The sequence below is a fragment of the Rhodopseudomonas palustris HaA2 genome (assembly GCF_000013365.1).
GTDB classification, from domain to species: Bacteria; Pseudomonadota; Alphaproteobacteria; order Rhizobiales; family Xanthobacteraceae; genus Rhodopseudomonas; species Rhodopseudomonas palustris_J.
Window position 1 is genome coordinate 2,939,395 of record NC_007778.1, and the last position, 25,855, is coordinate 2,965,249.

Consider the following 25,855-nt stretch of genomic DNA (forward strand, 5'->3'; position numbering starts at 1 on the left):
GCCCGCCGCCCGCGGCATCGCGGCCGGACATGATGCTCTTCGCGGGCGTGGCGGAATTGGTAGACGCGCTGGATTTAGGTTCCAGTGACGAAAGTTGTGGGGGTTCGAGTCCCTCCGCCCGCACCACGCAAGTGCTCTTGCTCATGACGCATTTCCGGTGGGCCGGGTCCGCAGGGACACGCGCCCGCCAAGCCACCGGTGCAGGCGAGACGCCGCGCATCGCAACACTCGACACCTCCAGCCGCCCGGCTGGGTCACACGGAAGAAGATCGACGCCATGCAGGTCAAGGAAACCGTCGCCGACGGGTTGAAGCGCGAATTCGAAGTCAATGTCCCGGCTGCGGACATCGACGCCCAGGTCGATGCGCGTCTGGTCGACCTGAAGGACAAGGTGAAGCTCAACGGCTTCCGTCCCGGCAAGGTCCCGGTCAGCCATCTGAAGCGCGTCTACGGCCGCTCCGTCGCCGCCGAGACCATCGACAAGCTGGTCCGCGAGACCAATGACGGCATCTTCGCCGAGCGCGGCTTCCGCCTCGCCACCGAGCCGAAGATCACGATGCCGCAGGACCAGAAAGTGGTCGAGGACATCCTCGCCGGCAAGTCGGACCTGAATTACACCGTCGCGATCGAAGTGGTGCCGACCATCGAACTCGCCGACTTCAAGAGCTTCTCGGTCGAGAAGCCGGTGGTCGAGGTTTCGGACTCCGACGTCGATGATGCGATCAAGCGGATCGCCGAGGCCAATCGCGCCTATGCCGACAAGGCCGAGGGCGCCAAGGCTGAAAGCGGCGACCGGGTGACGATCTCGTTCAAGGGCTCGATCGAGGGCGTGCCGTTCGACGGCGGCACCGGCGAGGACATCCCGGTGGTGATCGGCTCGAACAGCTTCATCCCGGGTTTCGAGGATCAGCTGATCGGCATCGCCGTCGGCGAGACCCGCACCATCAAGGTGACGTTCCCGACCAACTATGCCAGCGAGACGCTGGCCGGCAAGCCGGCCGAGTTCGAGACCACCGCGACCAAGGTCGAGGCGCCGCAGGACACCACGATCGATGACGAATTCGCCAAGACGCTCGGCATGGAATCGCTCGACAAGCTGAAGGAAGCCGCCAAGGCGCGGCTCGCCGCGGAATACGCCGGCGCCACCCGGCTGCGCGTCAAGCGCCAGCTGCTCGACCGCCTCGACGAAACCCACAAATTCGATGCGCCGCCGTCGCTGGTGGAGCAGGAATTCGCCGTGATGTGGCAGTCGATCAACGCCGAGATGCAGCAGAACGGCAAGAGCTTCGCCGACGAGGACACCACCGAGGAGGCGGCGCGCGAGGAATATCGCAAGATCGCCGACCGCCGCGTCCGCCTCGGCCTGGTGCTGTCGGAGATCGGCGAGAAGAACAAGATCCAGGTCACCGACGACGAGGTCAGCCGCGCGGTGATCGAGCGCGCCCGGCAGATGCCCGGCCGCGAGAAGGAAGTCTGGGACTTCTACCGCAGCAACGCCGAGGCGCTGGCTCAGCTCCGCGCCCCGATCTACGAGGACAAGGTGGTCGATTTCATCCTCGAACTCGCTACCGTGACCGAGAAGCCGGTCACCCGCGAGGAACTCTACAAGGACGACGACGACAAGACCGCCGCCTGAGCCAGTCTTCTGTAACTATTCCAACGGCCGCCGTGACCACCCGTCACGGCGGCCGTTCTGCGTCGTGAGGCGGCGTTAACGATGCGGCTTGAAAGCCGGGCGATTCGGCCGTGAGTCGGCGCTGTCTGTTTTGCCGTCGCCCGCCGAATCAGTATCAACTCGGGCGAGAAGCGGGTCTCACCCTTGTCGCCGGGCAATCGGCTCATATCTGAGCACTCGCTTCACGTCCTGCATCACGGGACGATCGCTCGCTGCGAGGCCTGTGTTTCGGGCCCGCGAGCGTCGTCTTCGACAACCTTCAGGTGAATTATGCGCGATCCGGTGGAAACCTACATGAACCTCGTGCCGATGGTGGTCGAGCAGACCAACCGCGGCGAACGGGCCTACGACATCTTCTCGCGCCTCCTGAAAGAGCGGATCATCTTCCTGACCGGACCGGTCGAGGACGGCATGTCGACTTTGGTCGTCGCCCAGCTGCTGTTTCTCGAAGCCGAGAATCCGAAGAAGGAAATCTCGATGTACATCAACTCGCCGGGCGGGGTGGTGACGTCGGGCCTGGCGATCTACGACACCATGCAGTTCATCCGCCCGCCGGTGTCGACGCTGTGCACCGGCCAGGCCGCCTCGATGGGGTCGCTGCTGCTGGCCGCCGGCCACAAGGATATGCGGTTCTCTCTGCCGAACGCCCGGATCATGGTGCATCAGCCGTCCGGCGGCTTCCAGGGCCAGGCCACCGACATCATGCTGCACGCCCAGGAAATCCTGAACCTGAAGAAGCGCCTCAACGAGATCTACGTCCATCACACCGGCCAGACCTACAAGGCGATCGAGGACGCGCTGGAGCGCGACAAGTTCCTCACCGCCGACATGGCGCGCGATTTCGGGATCGTGGACAAGGTGATCGACAAGCGCGCCGAGGAGTCGGCCCCCGGCCCGAAGGTGGCCTGATCGGGGTTCCCGATCGGTTCTGAACCTCGTGAAACCCTCAGGGACACCCTGGATGTTCCGCTTTCGTCCCATGTCTCCCGTGGCAAACGCGCAACTCTGCCCTGTTTTCAGGAATGCGGGGTCGCGCCCACGCGGCAAATCACGCTATTGTCACGCGCCTCGGCGTACTGCCGATTAGCGAATTCTTGATAGACGGGTGCCAGCATGGTTGGCTGAACCTGATCGACGAAAGTGTTTGGGGGATTCGAAACGGTCGCGATTGGTGCGGCCACAGACGTGCGGGGGTCTTTTCTGGTACGGGATTTGCTCCATTTCTACCAACTCTGCCGGGTTCTGCCGGAAGACGAGGGCACCAGAGAAGACCGAACTGCGGACGGAGAACGAAATGAGTAAGGTCGGTACGAGCGACTCCAAGAACACCCTGTACTGCTCGTTCTGCGGAAAGAGCCAGCACGAGGTCCGCAAGCTGATCGCCGGCCCCACGGTATTCATCTGTGATGAGTGCGTGGAACTGTGCATGGACATCATCCGGGAGGAGAACAAATCCTCGCTGGTGAAGTCGCGCGACGGCATCCCGACCCCGAAGGAAATCTGCAAGGTTCTCGACGATTACGTGATCGGCCAGAACCATGCGAAGAAGGTGCTCTCGGTCGCGGTCCACAACCACTACAAGCGGCTGAACCACCAGACCAAGCACAACGACGTCGAACTGGCGAAGTCGAACATCCTGCTGATCGGTCCGACCGGCTCGGGCAAGACGCTGCTGGCGCAGACGCTGGCGCGGATTCTCGACGTGCCGTTCACGATGGCGGATGCGACGACGCTGACCGAAGCCGGCTATGTCGGCGAGGACGTCGAGAACATCATCCTGAAGCTGCTGCAGGCCGCCGACTACAATGTCGAGCGGGCGCAGCGCGGCATCGTCTATATCGACGAAATCGACAAGATCTCGCGCAAATCGGACAATCCCTCGATCACCCGCGACGTCTCGGGCGAGGGTGTCCAGCAGGCGCTCTTGAAGATCATGGAAGGCACTGTGGCTTCGGTCCCGCCGCAGGGCGGCCGCAAGCATCCGCAGCAGGAATTCCTGCAGGTCGACACCACCAACATCCTGTTCATCTGCGGTGGCGCCTTCGCGGGTCTCGAAAAGATCATCTCGGCGCGCGGCCGCTCGACCTCGATCGGCTTCGCGGCGCAAGTGCTGGCCCCGGAAGACCGCCGCACCGGCGAGATCTTCCGTCACGTCGAGCCCGAGGATCTCTTGAAGTACGGCCTGATCCCGGAATTCGTCGGCCGTCTGCCGGTCGTGGCGACGCTCGAGGATCTCGACGAGGCCTCGCTGAAGAAGATCCTGACCGACCCGAAGAACGCGCTGGTGAAGCAGTATCAGCGGCTGTTCGAGATGGAGAACATCGAGCTGACCTTCGCCGACGAGGCGTTGGGTGCGGTGGCGCGCAAGGCGATCGAGCGCAAGACCGGCGCCCGAGGCCTGCGGTCGATCCTCGAAAGCATCCTGCTCGAGACGATGTTCGATCTGCCGGGTCTCGAAGGCGTCGAGGAAGTGGTGATCTCGCGCGAAGTCGTCGATGGCACGGCGCGTCCGCTCTACATCTATGCCGACCGCTCCGATCGCGCGGCAGAGAGCAGCGCCAGCGCATAATGGCCACCGACCGCACGCGGAAGTCCGCGCGAAGGGTCCTTCAAACGCGGGCTGCCGAGACCTCTCGGCAGCCCGATTTCGTCTCCGCTGCGGGGCAGTCGACCGCCCGCGCATACCTGACAAAGCAGCGCCTTTTCCACGACTTGACACCCCCCGGGTGGATAGCCACCTAATGTTCACGGCGATGACAAGCGTTATCAGGATTCGCCTTCAAATCCGGACGAGTGGGGCCTGACCGGCCGAAACGCGCCGGTACACTCGGCACCTTGTGGTGGCTGCGCCGGGGGGCGGGCTACGAGCAAGGGGGCACAACGAAAAGGAACGGGCCATGACCGCCACGAAACCAAGGCCGACCATCGTTTACGGCGAAAGCCACTCCTATCCAGTTCTTCCGCTGCGCGACATCGTCGTGTTCCCGCACATGATCGTGCCGCTGTTCGTCGGCCGCGAGAAATCGATCCGCGCGCTCGAAGAGGTGATGAAGAACGACGCACTGATCATGCTCGCGACGCAGAAGAACGCGTCCGACGACGATCCGGCGCCGGGCTCGATCTACGAGATCGGCACGCTCGCCAGCGTGCTGCAACTGCTGAAGCTGCCCGACGGCACCGTCAAGGTGCTGGTCGAAGGTCTGGCGCGCGCCCGGGTCGAGAGCTACACCGATCGCACCGAGTACTACGAAGCGCAGGCGCAATCGATCGCCGACACCGACGCCGAGAGCGTCGAGGCGGAAGCGCTGTCGCGCTCCGTGGTGTCCGATTTCGAGAGCTACGTGAAGCTCAACAAGAAGATCTCCGCCGAGGTCGTCGGCGTGGTGCAGTCGATCACCGACTTCGCCAAGCTCGGCGATACCGTGGCGTCGCATCTCGCCGTCAAGATCGCCGATCGCCAGGGCATCCTGGAGACGCTGTCCGTCACCGCGCGCCTGGAGAAGGTGCTCGGGCTGATGGAGAGCGAGATCTCGGTGCTGCAGGTCGAGAAGCGGATCCGCTCGCGCGTCAAGCGCCAGATGGAGAAGACCCAGCGCGAGTACTATCTCAACGAGCAGATGAAGGCGATCCAGAAGGAACTCGGCGACGACGAGGGCCGGGACGAACTCGCCGATCTCGAAGAGAAGATCGCCAAGACCAAGCTGTCGAAGGAAGCCCGCGAGAAGGCGCAGCACGAGCTGAAGAAGCTGCGCCAGATGTCGCCGATGTCCGCGGAAGCGACCGTCGTGCGCAACTATCTCGATTGGCTGCTGTCGATCCCGTGGAACAAGAAGTCCAAGGTGAAGAAGGATCTCGAGGCGGCGCAGGCCACGCTCGATTCCGATCACTACGGGCTCGAGAAGGTCAAGGAGCGGATCGTCGAGTATCTGGCGGTGCAGTCGCGCGCCAACAAGCTGTCGGGTCCGATCCTGTGCCTGGTCGGCCCGCCCGGCGTCGGCAAGACCTCGCTCGGCAAGTCGATCGCGAAAGCGACCGGCCGCGAGTTCGTGCGCGTGTCGCTCGGCGGCGTGCGTGACGAGGCCGAGATCCGCGGTCACCGCCGCACCTATATCGGCTCGATGCCCGGCAAGATCATCCAGTCGATGCGCAAGGCCAAGACCTCGAACCCGCTGTTCCTGCTGGACGAGATCGACAAGATGGGCGCCGATTTCCGCGGCGATCCGTCCTCGGCGCTGCTCGAGGTGCTCGACCCCGAGCAGAACTCGACCTTCAACGACCACTATCTCGAGGTCGACTACGATCTGTCCAACGTGATGTTCATCACCACGGCGAACACCCTGAATATCCCGGGGCCGCTGATGGACCGCATGGAGATCATCCGGATCGCGGGCTACACCGAGAACGAGAAGGTCGAGATCGCGCGCAAGCATCTGATCCCGCTGGCGCTGACCAAGCACGGGCTGGATTCCAAGGAGTGGTCGATCGACGACGACGCGCTGCTCCTGATGATCCGGCGCTACACCCGCGAAGCGGGCGTGCGTAATCTCGAGCGCGAACTGTCCACGCTCGCCCGCAAGGCGGTCAAGGACCTGATGCTCTCGAAGAAGAAGTCGGTGAAGGTCACCGAGAAGGCGATCGAGGAATATCTCGGCGTGCCGAAATTCCGCTTCGGCGAGATCGAGCTGGAAGATCAGGTCGGTGTCGTCACGGGTCTCGCGTGGACCGATGTCGGCGGCGAGCTGCTGACGATCGAAAGCGTGATGATGCCGGGCAAGGGCCGGATGACGGTCACCGGCAATCTGCGCGACGTGATGAAGGAATCGATCTCGGCGGCGGCGTCCTATGTCCGCTCGCGCGCGATCACCTTCGGGATCGAGCCGCCGTTCTTCGAGCGGCGCGACATCCACGTCCACGTGCCGGAGGGGGCGACCCCGAAGGACGGCCCGTCGGCCGGCGTGGCGATGGCGACCACCATCGTCTCGGTGCTGACCGGGATTCCGATCCGGCGCGACATCGCCATGACCGGCGAGATCACGCTGCGCGGCAGGGTGCTGCCGATCGGCGGCCTGAAGGAGAAGTTGCTGGCGGCGGCTAGAGGCGGCATCAAGACGGTGCTGATCCCCGAGGACAACGCCAAGGACCTCACCGAGATCTCGGACGCGATCAAGGGTGGCCTCAACATCATCCCGGTCGCCCGGATGGACGAGGTCATTGCCAACGCGCTGGTCCGTGCTCCGGTGCCGATCGTCTGGGAAGAGGAAACCGCCGCCAAGATCCCCGGCAAGCCGGAGACCTCGGAGGCCGACGAAGCCGCTGGCGGACTCACCGCGCACTGAGCGGTCCGAGCCCGACACCAATAGCGACGGCGCCCTGCGGGGCGCCGTTTGCGTTTGGGGAACCGGAAGTGTGTGGGGAAGTCGGGGCTGGTGGGCGGCGAGAGATTCGAACTCCCGACCCTCTCGGTGTAAACGAGATGCTCTAACCAGCTGAGCTAGCCGCCCGCCGGGGTATCTAGCCCGGCGATCATGGTCTGTGCAAGACGAGCGGACGCGCGGTGCCGCGTGCCGGCCAAATGGCGCCGGGGCTCGCGCGGTGATATGCAGGCGCAGGTCGTGCCGGGAGGAGCAGCATGAGAATCGTCTACGCCGTCGCCGTTTTCGCGTTGCTGGCCGGGCCGGCCTTCGGGCAGACCGCGCCGATCCAGAAATACGGCGATCCGGACCCGGAGAAGTCCCGGACCGAGATCGAGGCCGAGAAGCAGGCCGAGAAGGCCTATCAACGCTCGCTCAGCAACGTTCCGAACGCGACCGGCCCGGTCGATCCCTGGGGCAATGTGCGGGGTGCAGACGCCCAGAAGGCCGCCGCGAAGCCTGCGCCGGCGAAACGTGCCAGGCCGGCCAATCCGCCGAACTGAGCCCGAACCGCCGGGCTCTCCCTCAACCGGCCGGTGGCGCCTCGGGCTCGACGGTCCGGCGCGATCCGAGCCGCTCCAGCACCGTGAAGAACGCCGGCACGAACAGCACGGCGAGGCCGGTGGACGCCAGCATGCCGGCGACCACGGCGATGCCGAGCGAGGTCCGTGCGCCGGCGCCTGCGCCGGAGGCGAAGGCCAGCGGTAGCATCCCGAAGATGAAGGCGAACGAGGTCATCAGGATCGGGCGGAAGCGCAGCCGCGCCGCCTCGACCGCGGCTTCCGCGGCCGGCATGCCCTCGGCGCATTTTTCGCGGGCATATTCCACGATCAGGATCGCGTTCTTGGCGGCGAGCGCGATCAGCAGCACGATGCCGATCTGGGTGTAGAGGTCGTTCGGCAGCCCCGACAGCTCCAGCGCCGCCACGGTGCCGAGCAGCGTCAGCGGCACCGCGAGGATCACCGCGAGCGGCTGCAGCCAGCTCTCGTATTGGCCCGCGAGCACGAAATACACCAGCAGCAAAGCGACGGCGAACACGTAGTAGATCTGATTGCCGACGACCTGCTCCTGATACGACATCCCGGTCCAGGCGGTGCCCATCGACGACGGCAGAGAATGGGCGGCGACCTCGCTCATCAGCGTCATCGCTTCGCCCGAACTGAAGCCCGACGCCGGGCTGCCGACGATCGTGGCGGCGGGATAGAGGTTGTACAGTGTCACCAGCGGCGGCCCGACGTCATCGGTGAGATATGCGACGGCGCCGAGCGGCACCATCTGCCCGCCGGTGCCCTTGACCTTCAGCTTCAACACGTCGGCGGGCTGCAGCCGGAACGGCGCATCGGCCTGCACATAGACCTGGAAGACGTTGTTGAACTTGGTGAACTGATTGACGTAGGTCGAGCCGAGATAGCTCTCCACCGCCGAGAACACCTGGCCGACGGTGACGCCCAGCGTCTCCGCCTTGATCCGGTCGACCACCAGCCGCAACTGCTTGACGTTGCCCTTGAAGGTCGAGGCGGCGTTGGCGATGCTGGTCTGGGTCGAGGCGTTGGCAGCGAGCTGTTCGGCGGCGTTCTGCAGCGCCAGGAAGTCGGAGCTGCCGTTCTTCATCTCCACCATCATGGTGAAGCCGCTGGAATTGCCGACGCCCTGGATCGGCGGCGGCATCAGCACGATCGCCGTTGCGGTGTCGATGGTCTGCAGCGCCTGACGCACCTTGGCGACGATCGCATCGATGCCGAGGTCCGCGGATTTGCGCTGGTCCCAGTCGTGCAGCACGACATAGAGCATGCCGGCATTGTACAGCGTGGCGTTGTTGTCGAGCGGCGAGATGCCCGACACCCCGATCACGCTTTCGACGCCCGCGGTTTGCCGGACGATGTCCACCGCCTTGGCGACCGCCGCTTCGGTGCGCCGCGCCGAGGCGGCATCGGGCAGCTTCAGGCTGACGATGAAATAGCCCTGATCCTCCGACGGCAGGAAGCTCGTCGGCACCCGCGACAGGCCGTAGAAGGCGACGCCGATCAAAGCGAGCCCGACTAGCGTCGTGGGGATGCTGAAGGCGACCAGCCTGCGGATCAGCGCCGCATAGGCGGTCTCGCAGCGTGCATAGACCGCGTTGAAGGCGCGATAGACGAAAGCGCGCTGTTCGGGCGGAACCGGCGCGCGCAGCCACAGCGCGCATTGCGTCGGCTTCAGCGTCACCGCGTTGACCGCCGAAATCAGCGCGGTCGCGGCGATCACCAGCGCGAACTGCTGATACATCTTGCCGGTCAGCCCAGGCAGCGCCGCGGCCGGCAGGAACACCGCCAGCAGCACCAGGGTGATGCCGATGATCGGACCGAACAGTTCCGACATCGCCTTGACAGCCGCGTCGCGGCTCGACATCCCGCCGGCGATGTGCCGGGCGACGCCTTCGACGATGACGATGGCGTCGTCGACCACGATGCCGATCGCCAGCACCAGCGCGAACAGGCTGGTGGTGTTGACGGTGAAGCCCATCATCGACATCGCCGCGAAGGCGCCGATGATGGTGACCGGCACGGTGGTGGCTGGCACCAGCATCGCCCGCCAGTCCTGCAGGAACAGCAGGATCACCACCAGCACCAGCACGGCGGCGATGACCAGGGTCTCGTAGACTTCGTCGACCGAGGCGGTGATGAATTTGGTGCTGTCGAACGATACCTTGTAGTCCAGCCCGGCCGGGAAGGATTTCGCCATCTCCGCCATCTTGGCATTGACCGATTGCGCGACCGTCAGCGCGTTGGCGCCCGACAACAGCGAGATCGCGATCGCGGCGGACGGTTTGCCGTCGAGCGTGGCGGTCTGCCCGTAGGAGGCGGCGCCCAGTTCGACGCGGCCGATATCGCCGATGCGCACGAGGTTGCCGCCGCCTTCGTCGACCGCCTTGACGACGATCTTTTCGAAATCGGCGGCCTCGTTGAAGCGGCCGGTGACGTCGAGCGCGTATTGGAAGTTCACCATGTCGGGCGTCGGCGGCCCGCCGACCAGACCGGCGGTGACCTCGCTGCTCTGCAGCCGGATCGCGGACACGACGTCGCTCGGGGTCAGGCCGTAGCTCTGCAGGCGATCCGGATCGAGCCAGATCCGCATCGCATAGGACCCGGAGCCGAGCACCGAAACGTCGCCGACCCCGGGCAGCCGGGCCAGCTCGTTCTCGAGGTTGATCTTGGCGTAATTGGCCAGGAACAGATTGTCGTACTTTCCGTCCGACGCATACAGGCTGACGAATTGCAGGATCGCGGTCGACTTCTTCTTGACGTTGAGGCCCTGCGTCGACACCGAGGTGGGCAATTGCGCGCTCGCCAGCGAGACGCGGTTCTGCACCAGCACCTGCGCCATGTCGGGATTGGTGCCGATGTCGAAGGTGACGACGAGGCTGTAACTGCCGTCACTGGCGCTGGTCGACTGCATGTAGATCATGCCTTCGACGCCGTTGACCTGCTGCTCGATTGGCAGCGCCACCGAATCCATCACCGTGCGGGCGCTGGCGCCCGGATAGGTCGCCGTCACCGACACCGTCGGCGGCACCACGTCTGGATATTGCGACACCGGCAGCCGCATCAGCGACAGCGCGCCCAACAGGATGATCAGAAACGCCAGCGTGTTGGAGAGCACCGGCCGTTCGATGAAGAAGCGCGAGAACATGGTGACGCCTCGTGAGGGCCGGAAGGATCAGGGCTTGGACGCGCCGGTTCCGGGCGTCAGACTTGCGGGGGCCGGCTTGGGGCCGGTGGGGGCGGCGGCCATGGCGCCCGACACCGGCGCCACGGTGTTGCCGGCCACCGCGCGCTGGATCGCGCCGATCACAACCTTGTCGTCGGCGGACAGGCCTTTGGTGATCACACGCAATTGCCCCTGCAGCGCCCCGGGGGTCACCTGGCGCTGCTCGACGACGTTGTTGTTGCCGACCACCATGACGTAGCTGCCGGTCTGGTTGGACATCACCGCGGTGTCGTCGACCAGCAGCGCGTCGTCGAGCTTGCCGACGGGGACGCGGACCCGGACGAACAGGCCGGGCACCAGCGCCACGTTCTTGTTCTCCAGCACGCCGCGCAATTGCAGCGTCCCGGTGGCGGTCTCGACCTGCGGCGCGATGTAGTCGACCTTGCCGGCATATTGGAATGCGGTGTCGGCCGACAGCGCGACCTCGATCGGCATTTCCATCCCGTCTTCGCGCATGGTCTTCAGGGTCTTGCCCTGCTTGGCCAGCGCATCGCGCAGATTGATCTGCTGCTGCTCGGTGATGTTGAAATAGACGTAGAGCGGATCGACCTGGAGGATGGTGGCGAGCTTGGTGGGACCGGACGAGCCGACCAGCGCGCCGATATTGGCGAGGCGGCGCGTCACCACGCCGTCGAACGGCGCGGTCACGGTGGCATAGGCGAGGGAGGTCTTGGCGAGCTTGAGCGAGGCCTCGCTGGCCGCGACCTGGGCATTCGCCGACGCCAGATTGGTCTGGGCGTCGTCGACATTGCGCTGGGTGGCGACCTCCTTCTGCCCGAGGGTGGCCTGCCGGTCGTATTCGCGCTGCGCGTTGACCTGCTTGGCCTTGGCGCCGTCGAGCTGGGCCTGCTGCAGATCGACCTGGGCCTGATACTGAGCCGGTTCGATCTTGAACAGCACGCGGCCCTTCTTCACCGCTTCGCCGTCGCGATAGTCGATGCTCTCGAGGAAGCCCTGCACGCGCGCTTCCAGATCGACCGAGGCGACCGGGGCGGTGTTGCCGGTGAACTCGGCATAGAGCGTGACCGGCGATCGGGTGGGCGTGGCGACGGTGACCTTGGTGGGCGGCGGCGCCGCGTATTTGTTCTGCTCCTTGCATCCCGACAGGACTAAAGGCGCGCACAACAGGCCGGCGATGACCGACCATCCTCTTGCGGACGGAAGCGACGGAAGGTGTCCCCGAGCCATCAGGTGGATCTCCGCTTTCTCGCCCTCTCCGAATATCCGGGCGCGACAGGGAACCCAGATCAGATTCCCAGATACGGGTCCATCGACTGACGCAACTTCGACGAGAGGCGCCAAGCTTCATTCTTCCGTCCGATCGTCGATGATCGGACGGTGTCGGTGGGACGGGAGGAAACTGTTCGGGACGATGGCGGCCGGCGACGTGGCGCCGGCCTATGCCTTCTCTTCGAAGATCGTCGCCAGATGCACGATGGTGCGGACGGCGGCTTCCATGTCCTGGCGGCTGACCCATTCGAGCCGCGAGTGGAAGGCGTGTTCGCCGGCGAAGATGTTGGGGCAGGGCAGGCCCATGAACGACAGCCGCGAACCGTCGGTGCCGCCGCGGATCGACGTCGTGACCGGCGTCAGCCCGGCACGCTGGATCGCCTCGCGGGCGTTTGCGACCAGCTCGGGATAACGGTCGAGCACCTGCTTCATGTTGCGGTATTGCGGCTTGATCTCGACCGTGGCGGTCGAGCGCGGGTAATCGCGCATCACCTCGTCGACGATCCGCTGCAGCAGCGCTTCCTTCTCCTGAAGCCCTTGTTCGGTGAAGTCGCGGACGATGAAGCTCAGCGTTGCCTGCTCCAGCGCGCCGGTGATCCCGATCGGATGCAGGAAGCCGTCGCGGCCCTCCGTCGTCTCCGGCGAACAGGTGTCCTTCGGCAGCCGCTCGACGATCGCCGCCGCGATCTTGATGGCGTGCTCGATCTTGCCCTTGGCGAAGCCCGGATGGGCGCTGACGCCCTGGATGGTGACGACCGCGCCATCGGCCGAGAAGGTCTCGTCCTCGATGTTGCCGGCGGTCTCGCCGTCCATGGTGTAGGCGAAATCGGCGCCGAGCTTCGCCAGATCGACCTTGTCGACGCCGCGGCCGATCTCCTCGTCGGGCGTGAACAGGATCTTGAGCGGGCCGTGCTTGATGTCGGGATGTGCGAGCAGGAAGGCGGCCGCGTCCATGATCTCGGCGATGCCGGCCTTGTTGTCGGCGCCGAGCAGGGTGGTGCCGTCCGTCGTAATGATGTCGTGGCCGATCTGCTGCGCCAGCGCCGGATGCTCGGCGGCACGGATGATCTGGGTCGGGTCCGCCTTCAGGACGATGTCGCCGCCCTGATAATCCTTGACGATCTGAGGTTTGACGCCTTCGCCTGAACAATCGGGCGAAGTGTCCATATGGGCGCAGAAGCAGATCACCGGCACCGGCTTGGCGGTGGTGGCCGGGATGGTGGCATAGACGTAGCCGCGCTCGTCGAGATGGGCGTCGGACAGGCCGAGGTCGCGCAGCTCCTGCGCCAGCAGGGCGCCGAGGGTCTTCTGCTTCGCGGTCGAGGGGCAGGTGGGGGAAGCGGGGTCGGACTGGGTGTCGATTGCGACATAGCGCAGGAAGCGCTCGGTCACGCCGTGTGTGAATTCGATGTCGCTGACGCCAGTGGGCACGCTCAGGACCGCCAGATTTCAGAAAAGCGTGGACAACGAGATCGCAGGTCAGTCGCCATCCCGGCGGCCGCGAGCGGCTTCCGGGATGGCGTGGATCGGTGGAAGGAGAAAGCTCAGATGGCTTCCTTGAGTTCCTTCGCGGCGCGGAACGCGACCTTCTTGCTGGCCTTGATCTGAATGGTCTCGCCGGTGGCCGGGTTGCGGCCGGTGCGGGCGGCGCGCTTGCGGACCTGCAGGATGCCGAGGCCGACGATGCGGATCCGCTCGCCCTTCTTCAGGTGCTTGGTGATGCGCCCGACCAGGTCGCCGAGGATGGCTTCGGTCTGCTTCTTCGACAACTCGTGCTCTTCGGCGAGCGCCGCGGCGAGATGCTTCAGGGTGACGGTCGTGGGTGTCGCGGCTTTCGCAACTGCTTTCTTCGCCATTTTTAGCTCTCCGGGTTTGGTATCGGCTTAGGAAACTAAGACGTAGCAGGCCTTAGACGATTCGGGTGGGGGCTGCATACGCTGTTTTGCCCGTAAACAGCGCATTATTTGCATTGTGGGCCCAAAAAAGGCCGGCATCAAAGGACAACAGCGACCCCGGCGAGCGAAAACGGAGCTTTCGCGCAATCGGCTTGACTTGAGAAGGACGCCCCGGTAGATCGACCGCCTGCGCGGTGACGCAACCACGCGGGAGTAGCTCAGTTGGTTAGAGCGCCGGCCTGTCACGCCGGAGGTCGCGGGTTCGAGCCCCGTCTCTCGCGCCATTTAGCCTTGTGAAAACAGGCGTTTGGCGAACCGCAGCTCCACCAGCGCCTTCCCAATGTGTTTTCGCCCCGATGCCCGCCATGCGTGGATTCGCCTCCGCAGTCGGACGTGCGGGGCGATGCCGCGCGCGGATGTCCGGCTGCGGACACGCCGCCGATGCCGGCGCTTCAGATCTTGTTCAGCACATTGTGGAGAAGTGTGGCGCAGGGCGCCGCGTGCCGCTCCGGAGTCGGATGTGGCCAAAGCAAAGGCCGCCCGGAGGCGGCCGATCTCAATGATCCGTGACTGGAGGGTGCGAAGGCAGCCTTGCGGCTTATCTCACCGTCGAGGTCTCGGAGCTGGTGATGGTGATCTGCTTGGTCGCCTTCACGACGTGGGCGGTCTGGCTGTAATCGGCGGTCACCCGCGCAGAAATTCCGAAGGCGGCGACGGCGATGCCTGCGACCAGCGCCACCACGACCACTTTCAGGTGGGTGGCCCGATCCGCTGAATGAATGGAGTGGTTCATCTGTCGCCTCCGCGCGGTGCTTGTCGCCGCTTCGATGCACACAGATTTATCCGGCGTGTGTTTCAGGAAAGTTTCGCGGGTTCCGAAAATGGTTTCGTCCCTGATGGGTATGGTTTCCAGGAGGTATACGCCGCATTTTCGGCGCCTGGGCCAAGCTTTGAACCGGGGTTTGAAAGTGCGTCCGGGAAAACCCCAGCGCTGTGCGCATGACGAGGTACCTAGGTGTCAACACAGCTTGTCTTGCGCCCCCTGTTGCACTGCGCTAAGCGGTAGAACAATTCAAATGCAAACGAGTCTGCGGCGGTGCACCACCGCGGGATAGGGAACGGTGATGAGCGGCATTCTGCCGAACTATCTACCAATCGTCGTATTCATTCTTGTTGCGGCTGGACTGAGCTTTGTCCTCCTGGTGGCGCCTTTTGCCGTCGCCTATCAGCAGCCCGACCCCGAAAAGCTCTCGGCTTATGAATGCGGGTTCAACGCTTTCGGCGACGCCCGCATGAAGTTCGACGTCAGGTTCTACCTGGTCGCCATCCTGTTCATCATCTTCGACCTCGAAGTCGCTTTTCTGTTTCCATGGGCGGTCGCGTTCGGGAAACTCGGCGCGACCGGCTTCTGGTCGATGATGGTGTTTCTCGGCGTGCTGACCGTCGGCTTCGCGTATGAGTGGAAGAAGGGTGCGCTCGAATGGGATTGAGTCCAGCCTCGATGCAGCAGCCGACGCCGTCGACGCGCCCCGAGGGCGCGCAGCCGCTGATCGCGCGAGCCCCCAGCGGCATCATCGATCCGAACACCGGCAAGCCGGTCGGCGCCGACGATCCGTTCTTTCTCGACGTCAATCGCGAGCTGTCCGACAAGGGATTCTTCGTCGCCGCGACCGACGATCTGATCACCTGGGCGCGCACCGGCTCGCTGATGTGGATGACCTTCGGCCTGGCCTGCTGCGCGGTCGAGATGATGCAGTTGTCGATGCCGCGCTACGACGCCGAGCGGTTCGGCTTCGCCCCGCGCGCTTCGCCGCGGCAGTCCGACGTGATGATCGTGGCCGGCACCCTGACCAATAAAATGGCTCCGGCGCTGCGTAAGGTCTACGATCAGATGCCGGAGCCGCGCTACGTGATCTCGATGGGATCGTGCGCCAACGGCGGCGGCTACTATCATTATTCCTACTCCGTGGTGCGCGGCTGCGATCGCATCGTCCCGGTCGACATCTATGTGCCGGGGTGCCCGCCGACCGCGGAAGCTCTGCTGTACGGCGTGATGCTGCTGCAGAAGAAGATCCGTCGGACCGGCACGATCGAACGCTGAAGAAGAAGGCTGCTTCATGGACGACAACGGGCTCGACACCCTGGGTCAGACGATCGTCGGCGCCTTGCCGGGCGCCGCGATCGGTCATTCGATCGCATACGGCCAGCTGACGGTGACGATCGACGCCGCGAAGGTGGTGGAGGTGGCGCGTTTCCTGCGCGACGATCCGCGCTGCCGCTTCGTCAACATCGTCGACGTCACCGCGGTCGACTATCCCGGCCGGGTGCCGCGGTTCGATCTGGTCTACCACTTCCTGTCGCCGGCGCTGAACGCGCGGATCCGGCTGCGCGCCGAGGTCGGCGAGACCACGCTGGTGCCGTCGATCATCGACGTGTTTCCGGGCACCGACTGGTTCGAGCGCGAGGTCTATGATCTCTACGGCATCGTCATCACCGGCCATCCCGACATGCGCCGGATTCTGACCGACTACGGGTTCGACGGTCACCCGCTGCGCAAGGACTTTCCGCTCACCGGTTTCGTCGAGGTCCGCTACGACGACGACCAGAAGCGCGTGGTCTACGAGCCGGTGCGGCTCAATCAGGAATTCCGCAAGTTCGACTTCCTGTCACCGTGGGAAGGCGCGGACTATCCGGTGCTGCCGGGCGACGAGAAGGCGGGGGTGAAGCCGTGACGCCGATCGCCATGAACCACTCGCCATTCGCTACTCGCCCATCGCTGTTCGCCCGTGTGCGGAGCTTGCCCCATGGCTGACGCCGCTACCGAGGCCGCCGGTCTCCGCAACTTCACCATCAATTTCGGCCCTCAACATCCGGCGGCGCACGGCGTGCTGCGGCTGGTGCTGGAGCTCGACGGCGAAGTGGTCGAGCGGGTCGATCCGCATATCGGACTGCTGCATCGCGGCACCGAAAAGCTGATCGAGCAGAAGACTTATCTGCAGGCGATCCCGTATTTTGACCGGCTCGATTACGTCGCGCCGATGAACCAGGAACACGCATTCTGCCTCGCCGCCGAGAAGTTGCTCGGCATCGAGGCGCCGCGGCGCGCGCAATTGATCCGCGTGCTGTACTGCGAAATCGGCCGCATTCTCTCGCACCTTCTCAACGTCACCACCCAGGCGATGGACGTCGGCGCGCTGACGCCGCCGCTGTGGGGGTTCGAGGAGCGCGAGAAACTGATGATGTTCTACGAGCGCGCCTCCGGCAGCCGGATGCACGCGGCGTATTTCCGCATCGGCGGCGTGCATCAGGACCTGCCGCCGAAGCTGATCGACGACATCGACAATTGGTGCGACAATTTCATCCAGACGGTCGACGATCTGGAGACACTGCTGACCGACAACCGCATCTTCAAGCAGCGCAACGTCGACATCGGCGTGGTGACGCTGGAGCAGGCGTGGGAGTGGGGTTTCTCCGGCGTGATGGTGCGCGGCTCGGGCGCCGCGTGGGATCTGCGCAAGTCGCAGCCCTACGAATGCTACGCCGAGATGGATTTCGACGTGCCGATCGGGAAGAACGGCGACTGCTACGACCGCTACTGCATCCGGGTCGAGGAGATGCGACAGTCGGTGCGGATCATGAAGCAGTGCATCGCCAAGATGCGAGAACCCGCCGGGCAGGGCCGTGTCGCGGTCGACGACAACAAGATCTTCCCGCCGCGGCGTGGCGAGATGAAGCGGTCGATGGAATCCCTGATCCATCACTTCAAGCTGTATACCGAAGGCTTCCGCGTGCCGGCCGGCGAAGTCTATGTCGCGGTCGAGGCGCCGAAGGGTGAGTTCGGCGTGTATCTGGTCTCCGACGGCACCAACAAGCCTTACAAGTGCAAGGTCCGCGCTCCCGGCTTCGCGCATCTGCAGGCGATGGACTTCATCTGCCGCGGCCATCTGCTCGCCGACGTCTCGGCCATTCTCGGTTCGCTCGACATCGTGTTCGGAGAGGTCGATCGGTGATCGCACCCAAGCCCATCCAGTTCGACCGCGCCACCGGCGCTCTCGAGGGCGCCAGCCCTCTCGAGCGCATGGCGGCGTATGCGCTGGTGATGGGCGCGCGGGTGTCGTCGACATTCTCGTATCGCGGCTACAATGCCGCGGCGAATCTGATGCGCAAGGCGCTGCCGTCCCGGGATATCGCGATCAAGCTCAATCCGGACGCGACGTTCGTGTTTCCCTACGGCGACGGCTATTGGAGCAAGCTGCTCGAGCGTTCGTATCGCTACGAGATCGAACTCGATCTGTTGTTCGCCGACTCGGTCGAGGTCGACTACACGCTGATCGATTGCGGCGCCAATTACGGCTACTGGTCGGTGCTGGTGTCGAGCAAGCCGTTCGGCGCGCATCGTGCGATCGCGATCGAGCCGTCGCAGGCCAATTTCAGCCGGCTCGCGCACAATGCCCAGGTCAATGGCGATCGCTTTGAAACGATGAAATGCGCGATCGGCGCGACGCGCGGCACCGCGCGGCTGTCCGGGACCAAGCACGAGGCGCTCAGCATCGTCGGCAAGACCGACGTCGCCGGCGAGGACGTTCCGGTGATCCGGCTCGACGATCTGCTCGATGACGGCCTGATCGCCACGGTCGGTAAATACCTGGTCAAGCTCGACGTCGAGGGTGTCGAGATCGACGCGATCCGTGGCGGCGAACGGCTGCTGCAGGCCGACACCGCCATTCTTTGCGAGGAGCACGGTAGCGACAAGGATCACACCGTGTCGCGTTTCATCCTCGAGCACACCCCGCTGAAGCTCGTCGTCTACGATCCCGGCACCAACCGCTTCGAGTCCGTCGTCGACCTCGCCATTCTCGACCGCATCAAGGTCGCGTCGAATGTCGGCTACAACGTCATCGGTACCGCGAGCGCGTTCTGGTTGGCCCGGATCGAAAATCTGAATGCGAGCGCGGCCAAACGCGCGATGAGAAACTGATCATGTCCGTTCGTCGTCTGGCTCCCAAGGAGCTGCAGCCTGAAAGCTTCGCCTTCACCGAGGAGAACCTCGCCTGGGCCAAGCGCGAGATTACCAAGTACCCGCCCGCGCGCCAGTTCTCGGCGGTGATCGCGATCATGTGGCGGGCGCAAGAGCAGTGCGGCGGCTGGCTTCCGGAAGCGGCGATCCGCGTCATCAGCGACATGCTCGAGATGCCGCATATCCGCGCGCTCGAAGTCGCGACCTTCTACACGATGTTCCAGCTCAATCCGGTCGGTAAGAAAGCGCATGTTCAGGTCTGCGGCACCACGCCGTGCCGGCTGCGCGGCGCCGGCGAACTGATCGAAGTCTGCAAGAGCAGGATCCATCACGACCCGTTCCATCTGTCGGCCGACGGCGACTTCTCGTGGGAAGAGGTCGAATGTGCCGGCGCCTGTGTGAATGCGCCGATGGTGCAGATCTGGAAGGATACCTACGAGGATCTGACGCCGGAGAGCCTGAACAAGGTGCTCGACGGTTTCGCCGCCGGGAACCCGCCGAAGCCCGGCCCGCAGAATGGCCGCCAGTACGCGGCGCCGATCACCGGGCCGACGACGCTGAAGACCGGTGGGATCAACGTCGCCACCGACACCAATGACGGCCCGGCGCTGACCGATCAAGAGCCGAAGCGCACCACCGAAGCCGCAAATACGCGAGAGCGGCCCGATCCGAAGGCGCCGGCCGCCGACGCCAGCGAAAAGAACCCGCCATGACCGAGCCGAGCAAGGCGGCCTCGGGCCGCGCGGAGAGGGCCGAACCGATGCGCCAGCCGTTCTATATCGCGATGCACGCGGTGGTCGCCGCGGGCTTCATTTTTCTGCTGCAGCGCTACGCGCTGAGTGCGACACTCGAATCGAGCCTGCTGTGGGCGCTCACCTTCGGTGGATGCGCTGCTGGCCTCGCTTACATGCAATCGAATCGCTGACAGGGAACGCCGCAAGCCATGCTGGACGACAAGGACCGCATCTTCCGGAACCTGTACGGGCTCGACGATTGGGGCCTCAAGGGCGCGCGCCGTCGCGGGCAGTGGGAAGGCACCAAGGCGATCATCGACAAGGGTCGCGACTGGATCATCAGCGAGATGAAGGCGTCCGGCCTGCGCGGCCGCGGCGGCGCCGGCTTTCCGACCGGCCTGAAATGGTCGTTCATGCCGAAGGACAATGCCGACGGCAGGCCGAGCTATCTCGTCGTCAATGCCGACGAGTCCGAACCTGGTACCTGCAAAGACCGCGAGATCATGCGGCACGATCCGCACACGCTGGTCGAGGGCTGCCTGATTGCCGGCTGCGCGATGGGTGCGCATGTCGGCTACATCTACGTCCGCGGCGAATTCATCCGCGAGCGCGAGCATCTGCAAGCCGCGATCGATCAGGCCTACGAGGCCAAGCTGATCGGCAAGGACAACGTCCACGGTTATCCGTTCGACCTGTATGTCGCACATGGTGCCGGCGCTTATATCTGCGGTGAAGAAACGGCCCTATTGGAAAGCCTCGAAGGCAAGAAGGGCCAGCCGCGGCTGAAGCCGCCGTTCCCGGCCAATGTCGGCCTGTACGGCTGCCCGACCACGGTCAACAACGTCGAGTCGATCGCGGTGGCGCCCGACATCCTGCGCCGCGGCGCGTCCTGGTTCGCCGGCATCGGCCGGGCGAACAATGTCGGCACCAAGCTTTACGGCATCTCCGGCCACGTCAACACGCCCTGCGTCGTCGAAGAGGCGATGAGCATTCCGTTCCGCGAGCTGATCGAGAAGCACGGCGGCGGCATCCGCGGCGGCTGGGACAATCTGCTGGCGATCATTCCCGGCGGCGCGTCGTGCCCGCTGATTCCGGCGGCGGATTGCGAAGAACTGATCATGGATTTCGACGGCACCCGCGCGGTGAAGTCGAGCTTCGGCACCGCCGGCGTCATCGTGATGGACAAGTCCACCGACGTCGTCGCCGCGATCGCCCGCATCAGCTACTTCTTCAAACACGAGAGCTGCGGCCAGTGCACGCCGTGCCGCGAAGGCACCGGCTGGATGTGGCGCGTGCTCGACCGCATGGTGCACGGCCGCGCCCACAAGCGCGAGATCGACATGCTGCTGGAAGTCACCAAGCAGGTCGAAGGCCACACCATCTGCGCGCTCGGCGACGCCGCGGCCTGGCCGATCCAGGGCCTGATCCGCGCCTTCCGGCCCGAGATCGAGCGCCGCATCGACGATTTCTCGCGCAAGGCCACGCTCGACGATCAGGGCGTGCTCGATCCGGCGCATATGGTGGCGGCGGAGTAACAGCCATGATCAAGATCATCGTCGACGGCAAGGAAGTCGAGGTTCCGCCGGAATACACGCTGCTGCAGGCCTGTGAGTCGGCCGGCGCGGAGATTCCGCGGTTCTGTTATCACGAGCGACTGTCGATCGCCGGCAATTGCCGGATGTGTCTGGTCGAGCTGAAAGGCACGCCGAAGCCGGTGGCGAGCTGCGCCTGGGGCGTGCGCGATTGCCGGCCGGGTCCGAACGGCGAGCCGCCGGAGATCAACACCAAATCGCCGATGGTGAAGAAGGCCCGCGAGGGCGTGATGGAGTTCCTGCTGATCAACCATCCGCTCGACTGCCCGATCTGCGATCAGGGCGGCGAGTGCGACCTGCAGGACCAGGCGATGGGCTACGGCGTCGACACCAGCCGGTTCGCCGAGAACAAGCGCGCGGTCGAGGACAAGTATCTCGGCGTGCTGGTCAAGACCTCGATGACCCGCTGCATCCAGTGCACCCGCTGCGTTCGCTTCGCCGCCGAAGTCTGCGGCGTGCCGGAGATGGGCGCGACCGGCCGCGGCGAGGACATGGAGATCACCACCTATCTCGAGAGCGCGCTGACATCGGAGCTGCAGGGCAATCTGGTCGACATCTGCCCGGTGGGCGCGCTGACCTCGAAGCCTTATGCGTTTGCCGCGCGGCCCTGGGAACTCGGCAAGACGCAGTCGGTCGACGTCATGGACGGCGTCGGCTCGGCGATCCGGGTCGATACCCGCGGCCGTGAGGTGATGCGGATCCTGCCGCGCGTCAACGAGGCGATCAACGAGGAGTGGATCTCCGACAAGACCCGCCACGTCGTCGACGGGTTGCGCACCCAGCGGCTCGACCGGCCCTATGTCCGCGACGGCGGCAAGCTGCGCCCGGCGAGCTGGCCGGAAGCGTTCGCCGCGATCAAGGCCAAGCTCGCCGGCGTCGGCGGCAAGAAGATCGGCGCGATCGCCGGCGATCTCGCCGCGGTCGAGGAGATGTTCGCGCTGAAGCAATTGCTGGCGGCGCTCGGCTCGTCGAACCTGGCTGCGCAGAACGTCGCCGCGTTCGATCCGAAAGCGGGGCGGGCGTCGTACATCTTCAATCCGACCATCGCCGGCCTCGAGCAGGCCGATGCATTGCTGATCATCGGCTCCAACCCGCGCAAGGAAGCGGCGATCCTCAACGCCCGTATCCGCAAGCGCTGGCGCGCCAGCGGCCTGCCGATCGGCGTGATCGGCGAGCAGGCCGATCTGACCTATCCGACCGAGTATCTCGGCGCCGGCGCAGAGACGCTGGCGGACCTTGCCTCCGGCAAGCATTCCTTCGCCGAGAAGCTGAAGGCCGCGAAGAACCCGATCGTGCTGGTCGGCGCGGCTGCGACCTCGCGCCGCGACGGCGCGGCTCTGCTGGCGGCGGCGGCCAAGCTCGCGGTCGATATCGGCGCGCTCGCCGACGGCTGGAACGGCTTTGCGGTGCTGCATCCGGCGGCGTCCAGCGTCGGTGCGCTGGACATCGGCTTCGTGCCGGGCGCCGGCGGCATCGACGCCGCGCAGATGACCACCGCCGGTGCGCTGGACGTGGTGTTCGCGCTCGGCGCAGACGAGGTGAAGCTGCCGGACGGCGCGTTCGTGGTCTATATCGGCACCCATGGCGACCGCGGCGCGCATCGCGCCGACGTCATCCTGCCGGGCGCGGCGTACACCGAGAAGTCGGGCATCTACGTCAACACCGAAGGCCGGGTGCAGATCGCCAATCGGGCGGCGTTTCCGCCAGGCGACGCGCGCGAGGACTGGGCGATCATCCGTGCGCTGTCCGAGGCGCTGGGCCACAAGCTGCCGTTCGATTCGCTGGCCAGCTTGCGCAAGGCGATCTTCGCCGCGGTGCCGCATCTGATGCGGGTCGACCAGATCGAGGCCGGCGACGCCGGTGCGGTGCGCGCGCTCGCCGCGTCCGGCGGCAGCGTCGACAAGGCACCGATCAAGCCGGCGATCGCCGATTTCTACATGACCAACCCGATCGCGCGGGCGTCCGCCGTGATGGCGGAGTGCTCCCGCCTGGCGTCGGGGCAGATGCTGACGGCGGCGGAGTAGGCGAGGCCCATGGCTGATTTCTTCATGACCAACCTGTGGCCGCTGATCGTCGTGATCGGGCAGAGCGTGCTGCTGATCGTGGTGCTGCTGATCTCGATCGCCTACATCCTGCTTGCCGACCGCAAGATCTGGGCGGCGGTGCAGATCCGGCGTGGCCCGAACGTGGTCGGGCCGTGGGGCCTGCTGCAATCCTTCGCCGATTTGCTGAAGATGATCCTGAAGGAGCCGATGATCCCGTCCGGCGCCAACAAGGGCGTGTTCCTGCTGGCGCCTTTGGTGACCTGCGTGCTGGCGCTGTCGGCCTGGGCGGTGATCCCGGTCAGCGCCGGCTGGGTGATCGCCGATATCAATGTCGGCGTGCTGTACATCCTGGCGGTGTCGTCGCTGTCGGTCTACGGCATCATCATGGCCGGCTGGTCGTCGAACTCGAAATATCCGTTCCTGGCCGCGCTGCGCTCGGCGGCGCAGATGGTGTCCTACGAGGTCTCGATCGGTTTCGTGATTATCTGCGTGCTGCTGTGCGTCGGTTCACTCAACCTGACGGCGATCGTCCAGGCGCAGAACTCGCAATGGGGCGTCCTCGGCTGGTACTGGCTGCCGCTGTTTCCGATGTTCGTGGTGTTCTACGTCTCGGCGCTGGCCGAGACCAACCGGCCGCCGTTCGATCTGGTCGAAGCCGAATCCGAACTGGTCGCCGGGTTCATGGTCGAGTACTCGTCGACGCCCTACATGCTGTTCGTGCTCGGCGAATACGTCGCGATCGTCACGATGTGCGCGATGGGCACGATCCTGTTTCTCGGCGGCTGGCTGCCGCCGGTGCCCTACGCCCCGTTCACATGGGTGCCGGGGATCGTCTGGTTCGCGCTCAAAGTCCTGTTCATGTTCTTCATGTTCGCGATGGCGAAGGCGATCGTGCCGCGCTACCGCTACGACCAACTGATGCGGCTCGGCTGGAAGGTGTTCCTGCCGCTGTCGCTGGCGATGGTGGTGATCGTCGCCGCCGTCCTGCAATTCGCGGGGCTCGCGCCGAAATGAGGCCGTCATGAATATCAACGCAACCGCCCGTTCGCTGCTGCTGACGGAATTCGTATCGGCGTTCTTCCTCGCCATGCGCTATTTCTTCAAGCCGAAGCCGACGATCAATTATCCTTTCGAGAAAAATCCGATCTCGCCCCGCTTCCGCGGCGAGCACGCGCTGCGCCGCTATCCCAACGGCGAGGAGCGCTGCATCGCCTGCAAGCTGTGCGAGGCGATCTGCCCGGCGCAGGCGATCACCATCGAGGCCGGTCCGCGGCGCAACGACGGCACCCGCCGCACCGTGCGCTACGACATCGACATGGTGAAGTGCATCTATTGCGGGCTGTGCCAGGAGGCCTGCCCGGTCGACGCGATCGTCGAGGGGCCGAATTTCGAATTCGCCACCGAGACCCGCGAAGAGCTGTATTACGACAAGGCTCGGCTGCTCGCGAACGGTGATCGTTGGGAGCGCGAGATCGCCAAGTCGATCGAACTCGACGCGCCGTACCGGTGAGCTGACGCCATGTCCATGCCTGTCCTGTTCTTCTATCTCTACGCCGGGGCCGCGATCGCCGCCGCGGTGATGGTGGTGTTCGCGCGCAACCCGGTGCACTCGGCGCTGTTCCTGATCCTGGTGTTCGTCAACGCCGCCGGCATGTTCGTGCTGATGGGCGCCGAATTCCTGGCGATGATCCTGATCGTGGTCTATGTCGGCGCGGTCGCCGTGCTGTTCCTGTTCGTGATCATGATGCTCGACGTCGATTTCAGCCGGCTGCGCGAGGGCTTCCTCGAATATCTGCCGTTCGGCCTGCTGATCGGCTTCATCTTCCTCGCCGAACTGCTGCTGCTCGCCGGCGGCTGGGTGATCACGCCCACCGTCACCAAGACGATCACGGCGCCGATCCCGACCGACGTCAGCAACACCGAAGCGCTCGGCCTGGTGCTGTACACGCGCTACATCCACTACTTCCAGATCTCCGGCGTGATCCTGCTGGTGGCGATGATCGGCGCGATCGTGCTGACGCTGCGCCACAAGAAGTCGGTGAAGCGGCAGAACATTTCCGAGCAGAACGCCCGCTCGAAGGAGACCGCGATGGCGATCCGAAAGGTCAAGCCGGGGCAGGGACTGTCCGACGGCGATTCCTCGGAGTGGGTGCGATGAACGAGATCGGTCTGGGTCACTTCCTGTCGGTCGCAGCGGTGCTGTTCACGCTCGGCATCCTCGGCATCTTCCTCAACCGCAAGAACGTCATCATCATCCTGATGTCGATCGAGCTGATCCTGCTGGCCGTCAACATCAACCTGGTCTCGTTCTCGATCTATCTCAACGACATCGTCGGCCAGGTGTTCGCGCTGCTGGTGCTGACCGTCGCCGCGGCCGAGGCCGCGATCGGCCTGGCGGTGCTGGTGGTGTTCTTCCGCAACCGCGGCACGATCGCGGTTGAAGATATCAACCTGATGAAGGGCTAGGGCATGATCGTCCATCAAGCGTCGCGGACCCGCGGCGCGATCC

General features: G+C 64.8%; 23 protein-coding genes and 3 tRNA genes. 20 read left to right on the forward strand and 6 right to left on the reverse strand.

The window, feature by feature from the left end; translation table 11 throughout:
* Positions 1 to 41: 41 nt before the first annotated feature.
* From RPB_RS12900 to lon, 5 genes are all read left to right on the forward strand, one after another.
* Positions 42 to 126: transfer RNA gene (locus tag RPB_RS12900), tRNA-Leu, on the forward strand.
* A 151-nt stretch (positions 127 to 277) separates the two neighbouring features.
* Entirely contained in the window at positions 278 to 1,636 is a 1,359-nt protein-coding gene (tig, locus tag RPB_RS12905; protein WP_011441450.1) for a trigger factor, read from the forward strand.
* A gap of 309 nt (positions 1,637 to 1,945) precedes the next feature.
* Positions 1,946 to 2,584 (forward strand): ATP-dependent Clp protease proteolytic subunit, encoded by a 639-nt coding sequence (locus RPB_RS12910; RefSeq protein WP_011441451.1) that lies wholly within the window; start codon positions 1,946 to 1,948, stop codon positions 2,582 to 2,584.
* 385 nt (positions 2,585 to 2,969) lie between these two features.
* Complete coding sequence (clpX, locus tag RPB_RS12915) at positions 2,970 to 4,244, forward strand: ATP-dependent Clp protease ATP-binding subunit ClpX (protein ID WP_011441452.1); 1,275 nt, start codon at positions 2,970 to 2,972, stop codon at positions 4,242 to 4,244.
* 328 nt (positions 4,245 to 4,572) lie between these two features.
* Positions 4,573 to 7,011 carry an endopeptidase La gene (lon, locus tag RPB_RS12920; protein WP_011441453.1) on the forward strand — a complete coding sequence of 813 codons (2,439 nt, stop codon included), beginning with the start codon at positions 4,573 to 4,575 and terminating at the stop codon, positions 7,009 to 7,011.
* 88 nt (positions 7,012 to 7,099) lie between these two features.
* Here the strand turns inward: lon and RPB_RS12925 are convergent.
* Positions 7,100 to 7,176: transfer RNA gene (locus RPB_RS12925), tRNA-Val, on the reverse strand.
* Positions 7,177 to 7,304: 128 nt separating this feature from the next.
* Here RPB_RS12925 and RPB_RS12930 point away from each other — a divergent pair.
* Entirely contained in the window at positions 7,305 to 7,589 is a 285-nt protein-coding gene (locus RPB_RS12930) for a hypothetical protein (RefSeq protein ID WP_011441454.1), read from the forward strand.
* Between the two features lie 22 nt (positions 7,590 to 7,611).
* On the opposite strand, the gene RPB_RS12935 is transcribed toward RPB_RS12930, so the two are convergent.
* From RPB_RS12935 to RPB_RS12950, 4 genes are all read right to left on the reverse strand, one after another.
* Entirely contained in the window at positions 7,612 to 10,755 is a 3,144-nt protein-coding gene (locus RPB_RS12935; protein WP_011441455.1) for an efflux RND transporter permease subunit, read from the reverse strand.
* A 27-nt stretch (positions 10,756 to 10,782) separates the two neighbouring features.
* Positions 10,783 to 12,021, reverse strand: coding sequence for an efflux RND transporter periplasmic adaptor subunit (locus RPB_RS12940; protein ID WP_011441456.1), 1,239 nt, complete (start codon positions 12,019 to 12,021; stop codon positions 10,783 to 10,785).
* A gap of 210 nt (positions 12,022 to 12,231) precedes the next feature.
* The gene (gene pepT / locus RPB_RS12945; RefSeq protein ID WP_011441457.1) at positions 12,232 to 13,494 is read right to left on the reverse strand and encodes a peptidase T; all 1,263 of its coding nucleotides are present in this window, start codon (positions 13,492 to 13,494) and stop codon (positions 12,232 to 12,234) included.
* A 113-nt stretch (positions 13,495 to 13,607) separates the two neighbouring features.
* Positions 13,608 to 13,919 (reverse strand): HU family DNA-binding protein, encoded by a 312-nt coding sequence (locus RPB_RS12950; RefSeq protein ID WP_011441458.1) that lies wholly within the window; start codon positions 13,917 to 13,919, stop codon positions 13,608 to 13,610.
* A 246-nt stretch (positions 13,920 to 14,165) separates the two neighbouring features.
* On the opposite strand from RPB_RS12950, the gene RPB_RS12955 reads away from it, so the two are divergent.
* Positions 14,166 to 14,242, forward strand: a tRNA-Asp gene (locus RPB_RS12955).
* Between the two features lie 314 nt (positions 14,243 to 14,556).
* Here RPB_RS12955 and RPB_RS12960 read toward each other — a convergent pair.
* Positions 14,557 to 14,751, reverse strand: coding sequence for a hypothetical protein (locus RPB_RS12960; protein ID WP_011441459.1), 195 nt, complete (start codon positions 14,749 to 14,751; stop codon positions 14,557 to 14,559).
* Positions 14,752 to 15,082: 331 nt separating this feature from the next.
* On the opposite strand from RPB_RS12960, the gene RPB_RS12965 reads away from it, so the two are divergent.
* From RPB_RS12965 to nuoK, 13 genes are all read left to right on the forward strand, one after another.
* Positions 15,083 to 15,448, forward strand: a complete 366-nt coding sequence (locus RPB_RS12965) for an NADH-quinone oxidoreductase subunit A (RefSeq protein WP_011441460.1) — start codon at positions 15,083 to 15,085, stop codon at positions 15,446 to 15,448.
* Positions 15,449 to 15,459: 11 nt separating this feature from the next.
* Entirely contained in the window at positions 15,460 to 16,059 is a 600-nt protein-coding gene (locus RPB_RS12970) for a NuoB/complex I 20 kDa subunit family protein (protein WP_085978161.1), read from the forward strand.
* Positions 16,060 to 16,075: 16 nt separating this feature from the next.
* The gene (locus tag RPB_RS12975; RefSeq protein WP_011441462.1) at positions 16,076 to 16,690 is read left to right on the forward strand and encodes an NADH-quinone oxidoreductase subunit C; all 615 of its coding nucleotides are present in this window, start codon (positions 16,076 to 16,078) and stop codon (positions 16,688 to 16,690) included.
* Positions 16,691 to 16,762: 72 nt separating this feature from the next.
* Entirely contained in the window at positions 16,763 to 17,968 is a 1,206-nt protein-coding gene (locus tag RPB_RS12980; RefSeq protein ID WP_011441463.1) for an NADH-quinone oxidoreductase subunit D, read from the forward strand.
* Positions 17,965 to 18,936 carry an FkbM family methyltransferase gene (locus tag RPB_RS12985; RefSeq protein ID WP_011441464.1) on the forward strand — a complete coding sequence of 324 codons (972 nt, stop codon included), beginning with the start codon at positions 17,965 to 17,967 and terminating at the stop codon, positions 18,934 to 18,936. Before RPB_RS12980 ends, RPB_RS12985 begins: the two co-directional genes overlap by 4 nt.
* A gap of 2 nt (positions 18,937 to 18,938) precedes the next feature.
* Positions 18,939 to 19,688: an NADH-quinone oxidoreductase subunit NuoE gene (gene nuoE / locus RPB_RS12990; RefSeq protein WP_011441465.1), complete on the forward strand. Its 750-nt coding sequence runs from the start codon at positions 18,939 to 18,941 to the stop codon at positions 19,686 to 19,688.
* Positions 19,685 to 19,900 carry a hypothetical protein gene (locus tag RPB_RS12995; protein WP_041798241.1) on the forward strand — a complete coding sequence of 72 codons (216 nt, stop codon included), beginning with the start codon at positions 19,685 to 19,687 and terminating at the stop codon, positions 19,898 to 19,900. Before nuoE ends, RPB_RS12995 begins: the two co-directional genes overlap by 4 nt.
* A gap of 18 nt (positions 19,901 to 19,918) precedes the next feature.
* Positions 19,919 to 21,244 (forward strand): NADH-quinone oxidoreductase subunit NuoF, encoded by a 1,326-nt coding sequence (gene nuoF / locus RPB_RS13000; protein ID WP_011441467.1) that lies wholly within the window; start codon positions 19,919 to 19,921, stop codon positions 21,242 to 21,244.
* A gap of 5 nt (positions 21,245 to 21,249) precedes the next feature.
* Entirely contained in the window at positions 21,250 to 23,325 is a 2,076-nt protein-coding gene (gene nuoG / locus RPB_RS13005) for an NADH-quinone oxidoreductase subunit NuoG (protein WP_011441468.1), read from the forward strand.
* Positions 23,326 to 23,334: 9 nt separating this feature from the next.
* On the forward strand, positions 23,335 to 24,360 hold the full coding sequence (nuoH, locus tag RPB_RS13010) for an NADH-quinone oxidoreductase subunit NuoH (RefSeq protein ID WP_011441469.1): 1,026 nt from the start codon (positions 23,335 to 23,337) through the stop codon (positions 24,358 to 24,360).
* A 7-nt stretch (positions 24,361 to 24,367) separates the two neighbouring features.
* The gene (gene nuoI / locus RPB_RS13015; protein ID WP_011441470.1) at positions 24,368 to 24,856 is read left to right on the forward strand and encodes an NADH-quinone oxidoreductase subunit NuoI; all 489 of its coding nucleotides are present in this window, start codon (positions 24,368 to 24,370) and stop codon (positions 24,854 to 24,856) included.
* 9 nt (positions 24,857 to 24,865) lie between these two features.
* Complete coding sequence (locus RPB_RS13020; RefSeq protein ID WP_011441471.1) at positions 24,866 to 25,504, forward strand: NADH-quinone oxidoreductase subunit J; 639 nt, start codon at positions 24,866 to 24,868, stop codon at positions 25,502 to 25,504.
* Positions 25,501 to 25,812, forward strand: a complete 312-nt coding sequence (gene nuoK / locus RPB_RS13025; RefSeq protein ID WP_011441472.1) for an NADH-quinone oxidoreductase subunit NuoK — start codon at positions 25,501 to 25,503, stop codon at positions 25,810 to 25,812. Before RPB_RS13020 ends, nuoK begins: the two co-directional genes overlap by 4 nt.
* The last annotated feature ends 43 nt before the right edge of the window (positions 25,813 to 25,855 follow it).

Excerpts from the sequence above, each read along its gene's own strand:
- tig (WP_011441450.1), top strand. The coding sequence starts at position 278 with ATGCAGGTCAAGGAAACCGTCGCCGACGGGTTGAAGCGCGAATTCGAA.
- RPB_RS12910 (WP_011441451.1), top strand. The coding sequence starts at position 1,946 with ATGCGCGATCCGGTGGAAACCTACATGAACCTCGTGCCGATGGTGGTC.
- clpX (WP_011441452.1), top strand. The coding sequence starts at position 2,970 with ATGAGTAAGGTCGGTACGAGCGACTCCAAGAACACCCTGTACTGCTCG.
- lon (WP_011441453.1), top strand. The coding sequence starts at position 4,573 with ATGACCGCCACGAAACCAAGGCCGACCATCGTTTACGGCGAAAGCCAC.
- RPB_RS12930 (WP_011441454.1), top strand. The coding sequence starts at position 7,305 with ATGAGAATCGTCTACGCCGTCGCCGTTTTCGCGTTGCTGGCCGGGCCG.
- RPB_RS12935 (WP_011441455.1), bottom strand. The coding sequence starts at position 10,755 with ATGTTCTCGCGCTTCTTCATCGAACGGCCGGTGCTCTCCAACACGCTG.
- RPB_RS12940 (WP_011441456.1), bottom strand. The coding sequence starts at position 12,021 with ATGGCTCGGGGACACCTTCCGTCGCTTCCGTCCGCAAGAGGATGGTCG.
- RPB_RS12950 (WP_011441458.1), bottom strand. The coding sequence starts at position 13,919 with ATGGCGAAGAAAGCAGTTGCGAAAGCCGCGACACCCACGACCGTCACC.
- RPB_RS12960 (WP_011441459.1), bottom strand. The coding sequence starts at position 14,751 with ATGAACCACTCCATTCATTCAGCGGATCGGGCCACCCACCTGAAAGTG.
- RPB_RS12965 (WP_011441460.1), top strand. The coding sequence starts at position 15,083 with ATGAGCGGCATTCTGCCGAACTATCTACCAATCGTCGTATTCATTCTT.
- RPB_RS12970 (WP_085978161.1), top strand. The coding sequence starts at position 15,460 with ATGCAGCAGCCGACGCCGTCGACGCGCCCCGAGGGCGCGCAGCCGCTG.
- RPB_RS12975 (WP_011441462.1), top strand. The coding sequence starts at position 16,076 with ATGGACGACAACGGGCTCGACACCCTGGGTCAGACGATCGTCGGCGCC.
- RPB_RS12980 (WP_011441463.1), top strand. The coding sequence starts at position 16,763 with ATGGCTGACGCCGCTACCGAGGCCGCCGGTCTCCGCAACTTCACCATC.
- nuoE (WP_011441465.1), top strand. The coding sequence starts at position 18,939 with ATGTCCGTTCGTCGTCTGGCTCCCAAGGAGCTGCAGCCTGAAAGCTTC.
- RPB_RS12995 (WP_041798241.1), top strand. The coding sequence starts at position 19,685 with ATGACCGAGCCGAGCAAGGCGGCCTCGGGCCGCGCGGAGAGGGCCGAA.
- nuoF (WP_011441467.1), top strand. The coding sequence starts at position 19,919 with ATGCTGGACGACAAGGACCGCATCTTCCGGAACCTGTACGGGCTCGAC.
- nuoG (WP_011441468.1), top strand. The coding sequence starts at position 21,250 with ATGATCAAGATCATCGTCGACGGCAAGGAAGTCGAGGTTCCGCCGGAA.
- nuoH (WP_011441469.1), top strand. The coding sequence starts at position 23,335 with ATGGCTGATTTCTTCATGACCAACCTGTGGCCGCTGATCGTCGTGATC.
- nuoI (WP_011441470.1), top strand. The coding sequence starts at position 24,368 with ATGAATATCAACGCAACCGCCCGTTCGCTGCTGCTGACGGAATTCGTA.
- RPB_RS13020 (WP_011441471.1), top strand. The coding sequence starts at position 24,866 with ATGTCCATGCCTGTCCTGTTCTTCTATCTCTACGCCGGGGCCGCGATC.
- nuoK (WP_011441472.1), top strand. The coding sequence starts at position 25,501 with ATGAACGAGATCGGTCTGGGTCACTTCCTGTCGGTCGCAGCGGTGCTG.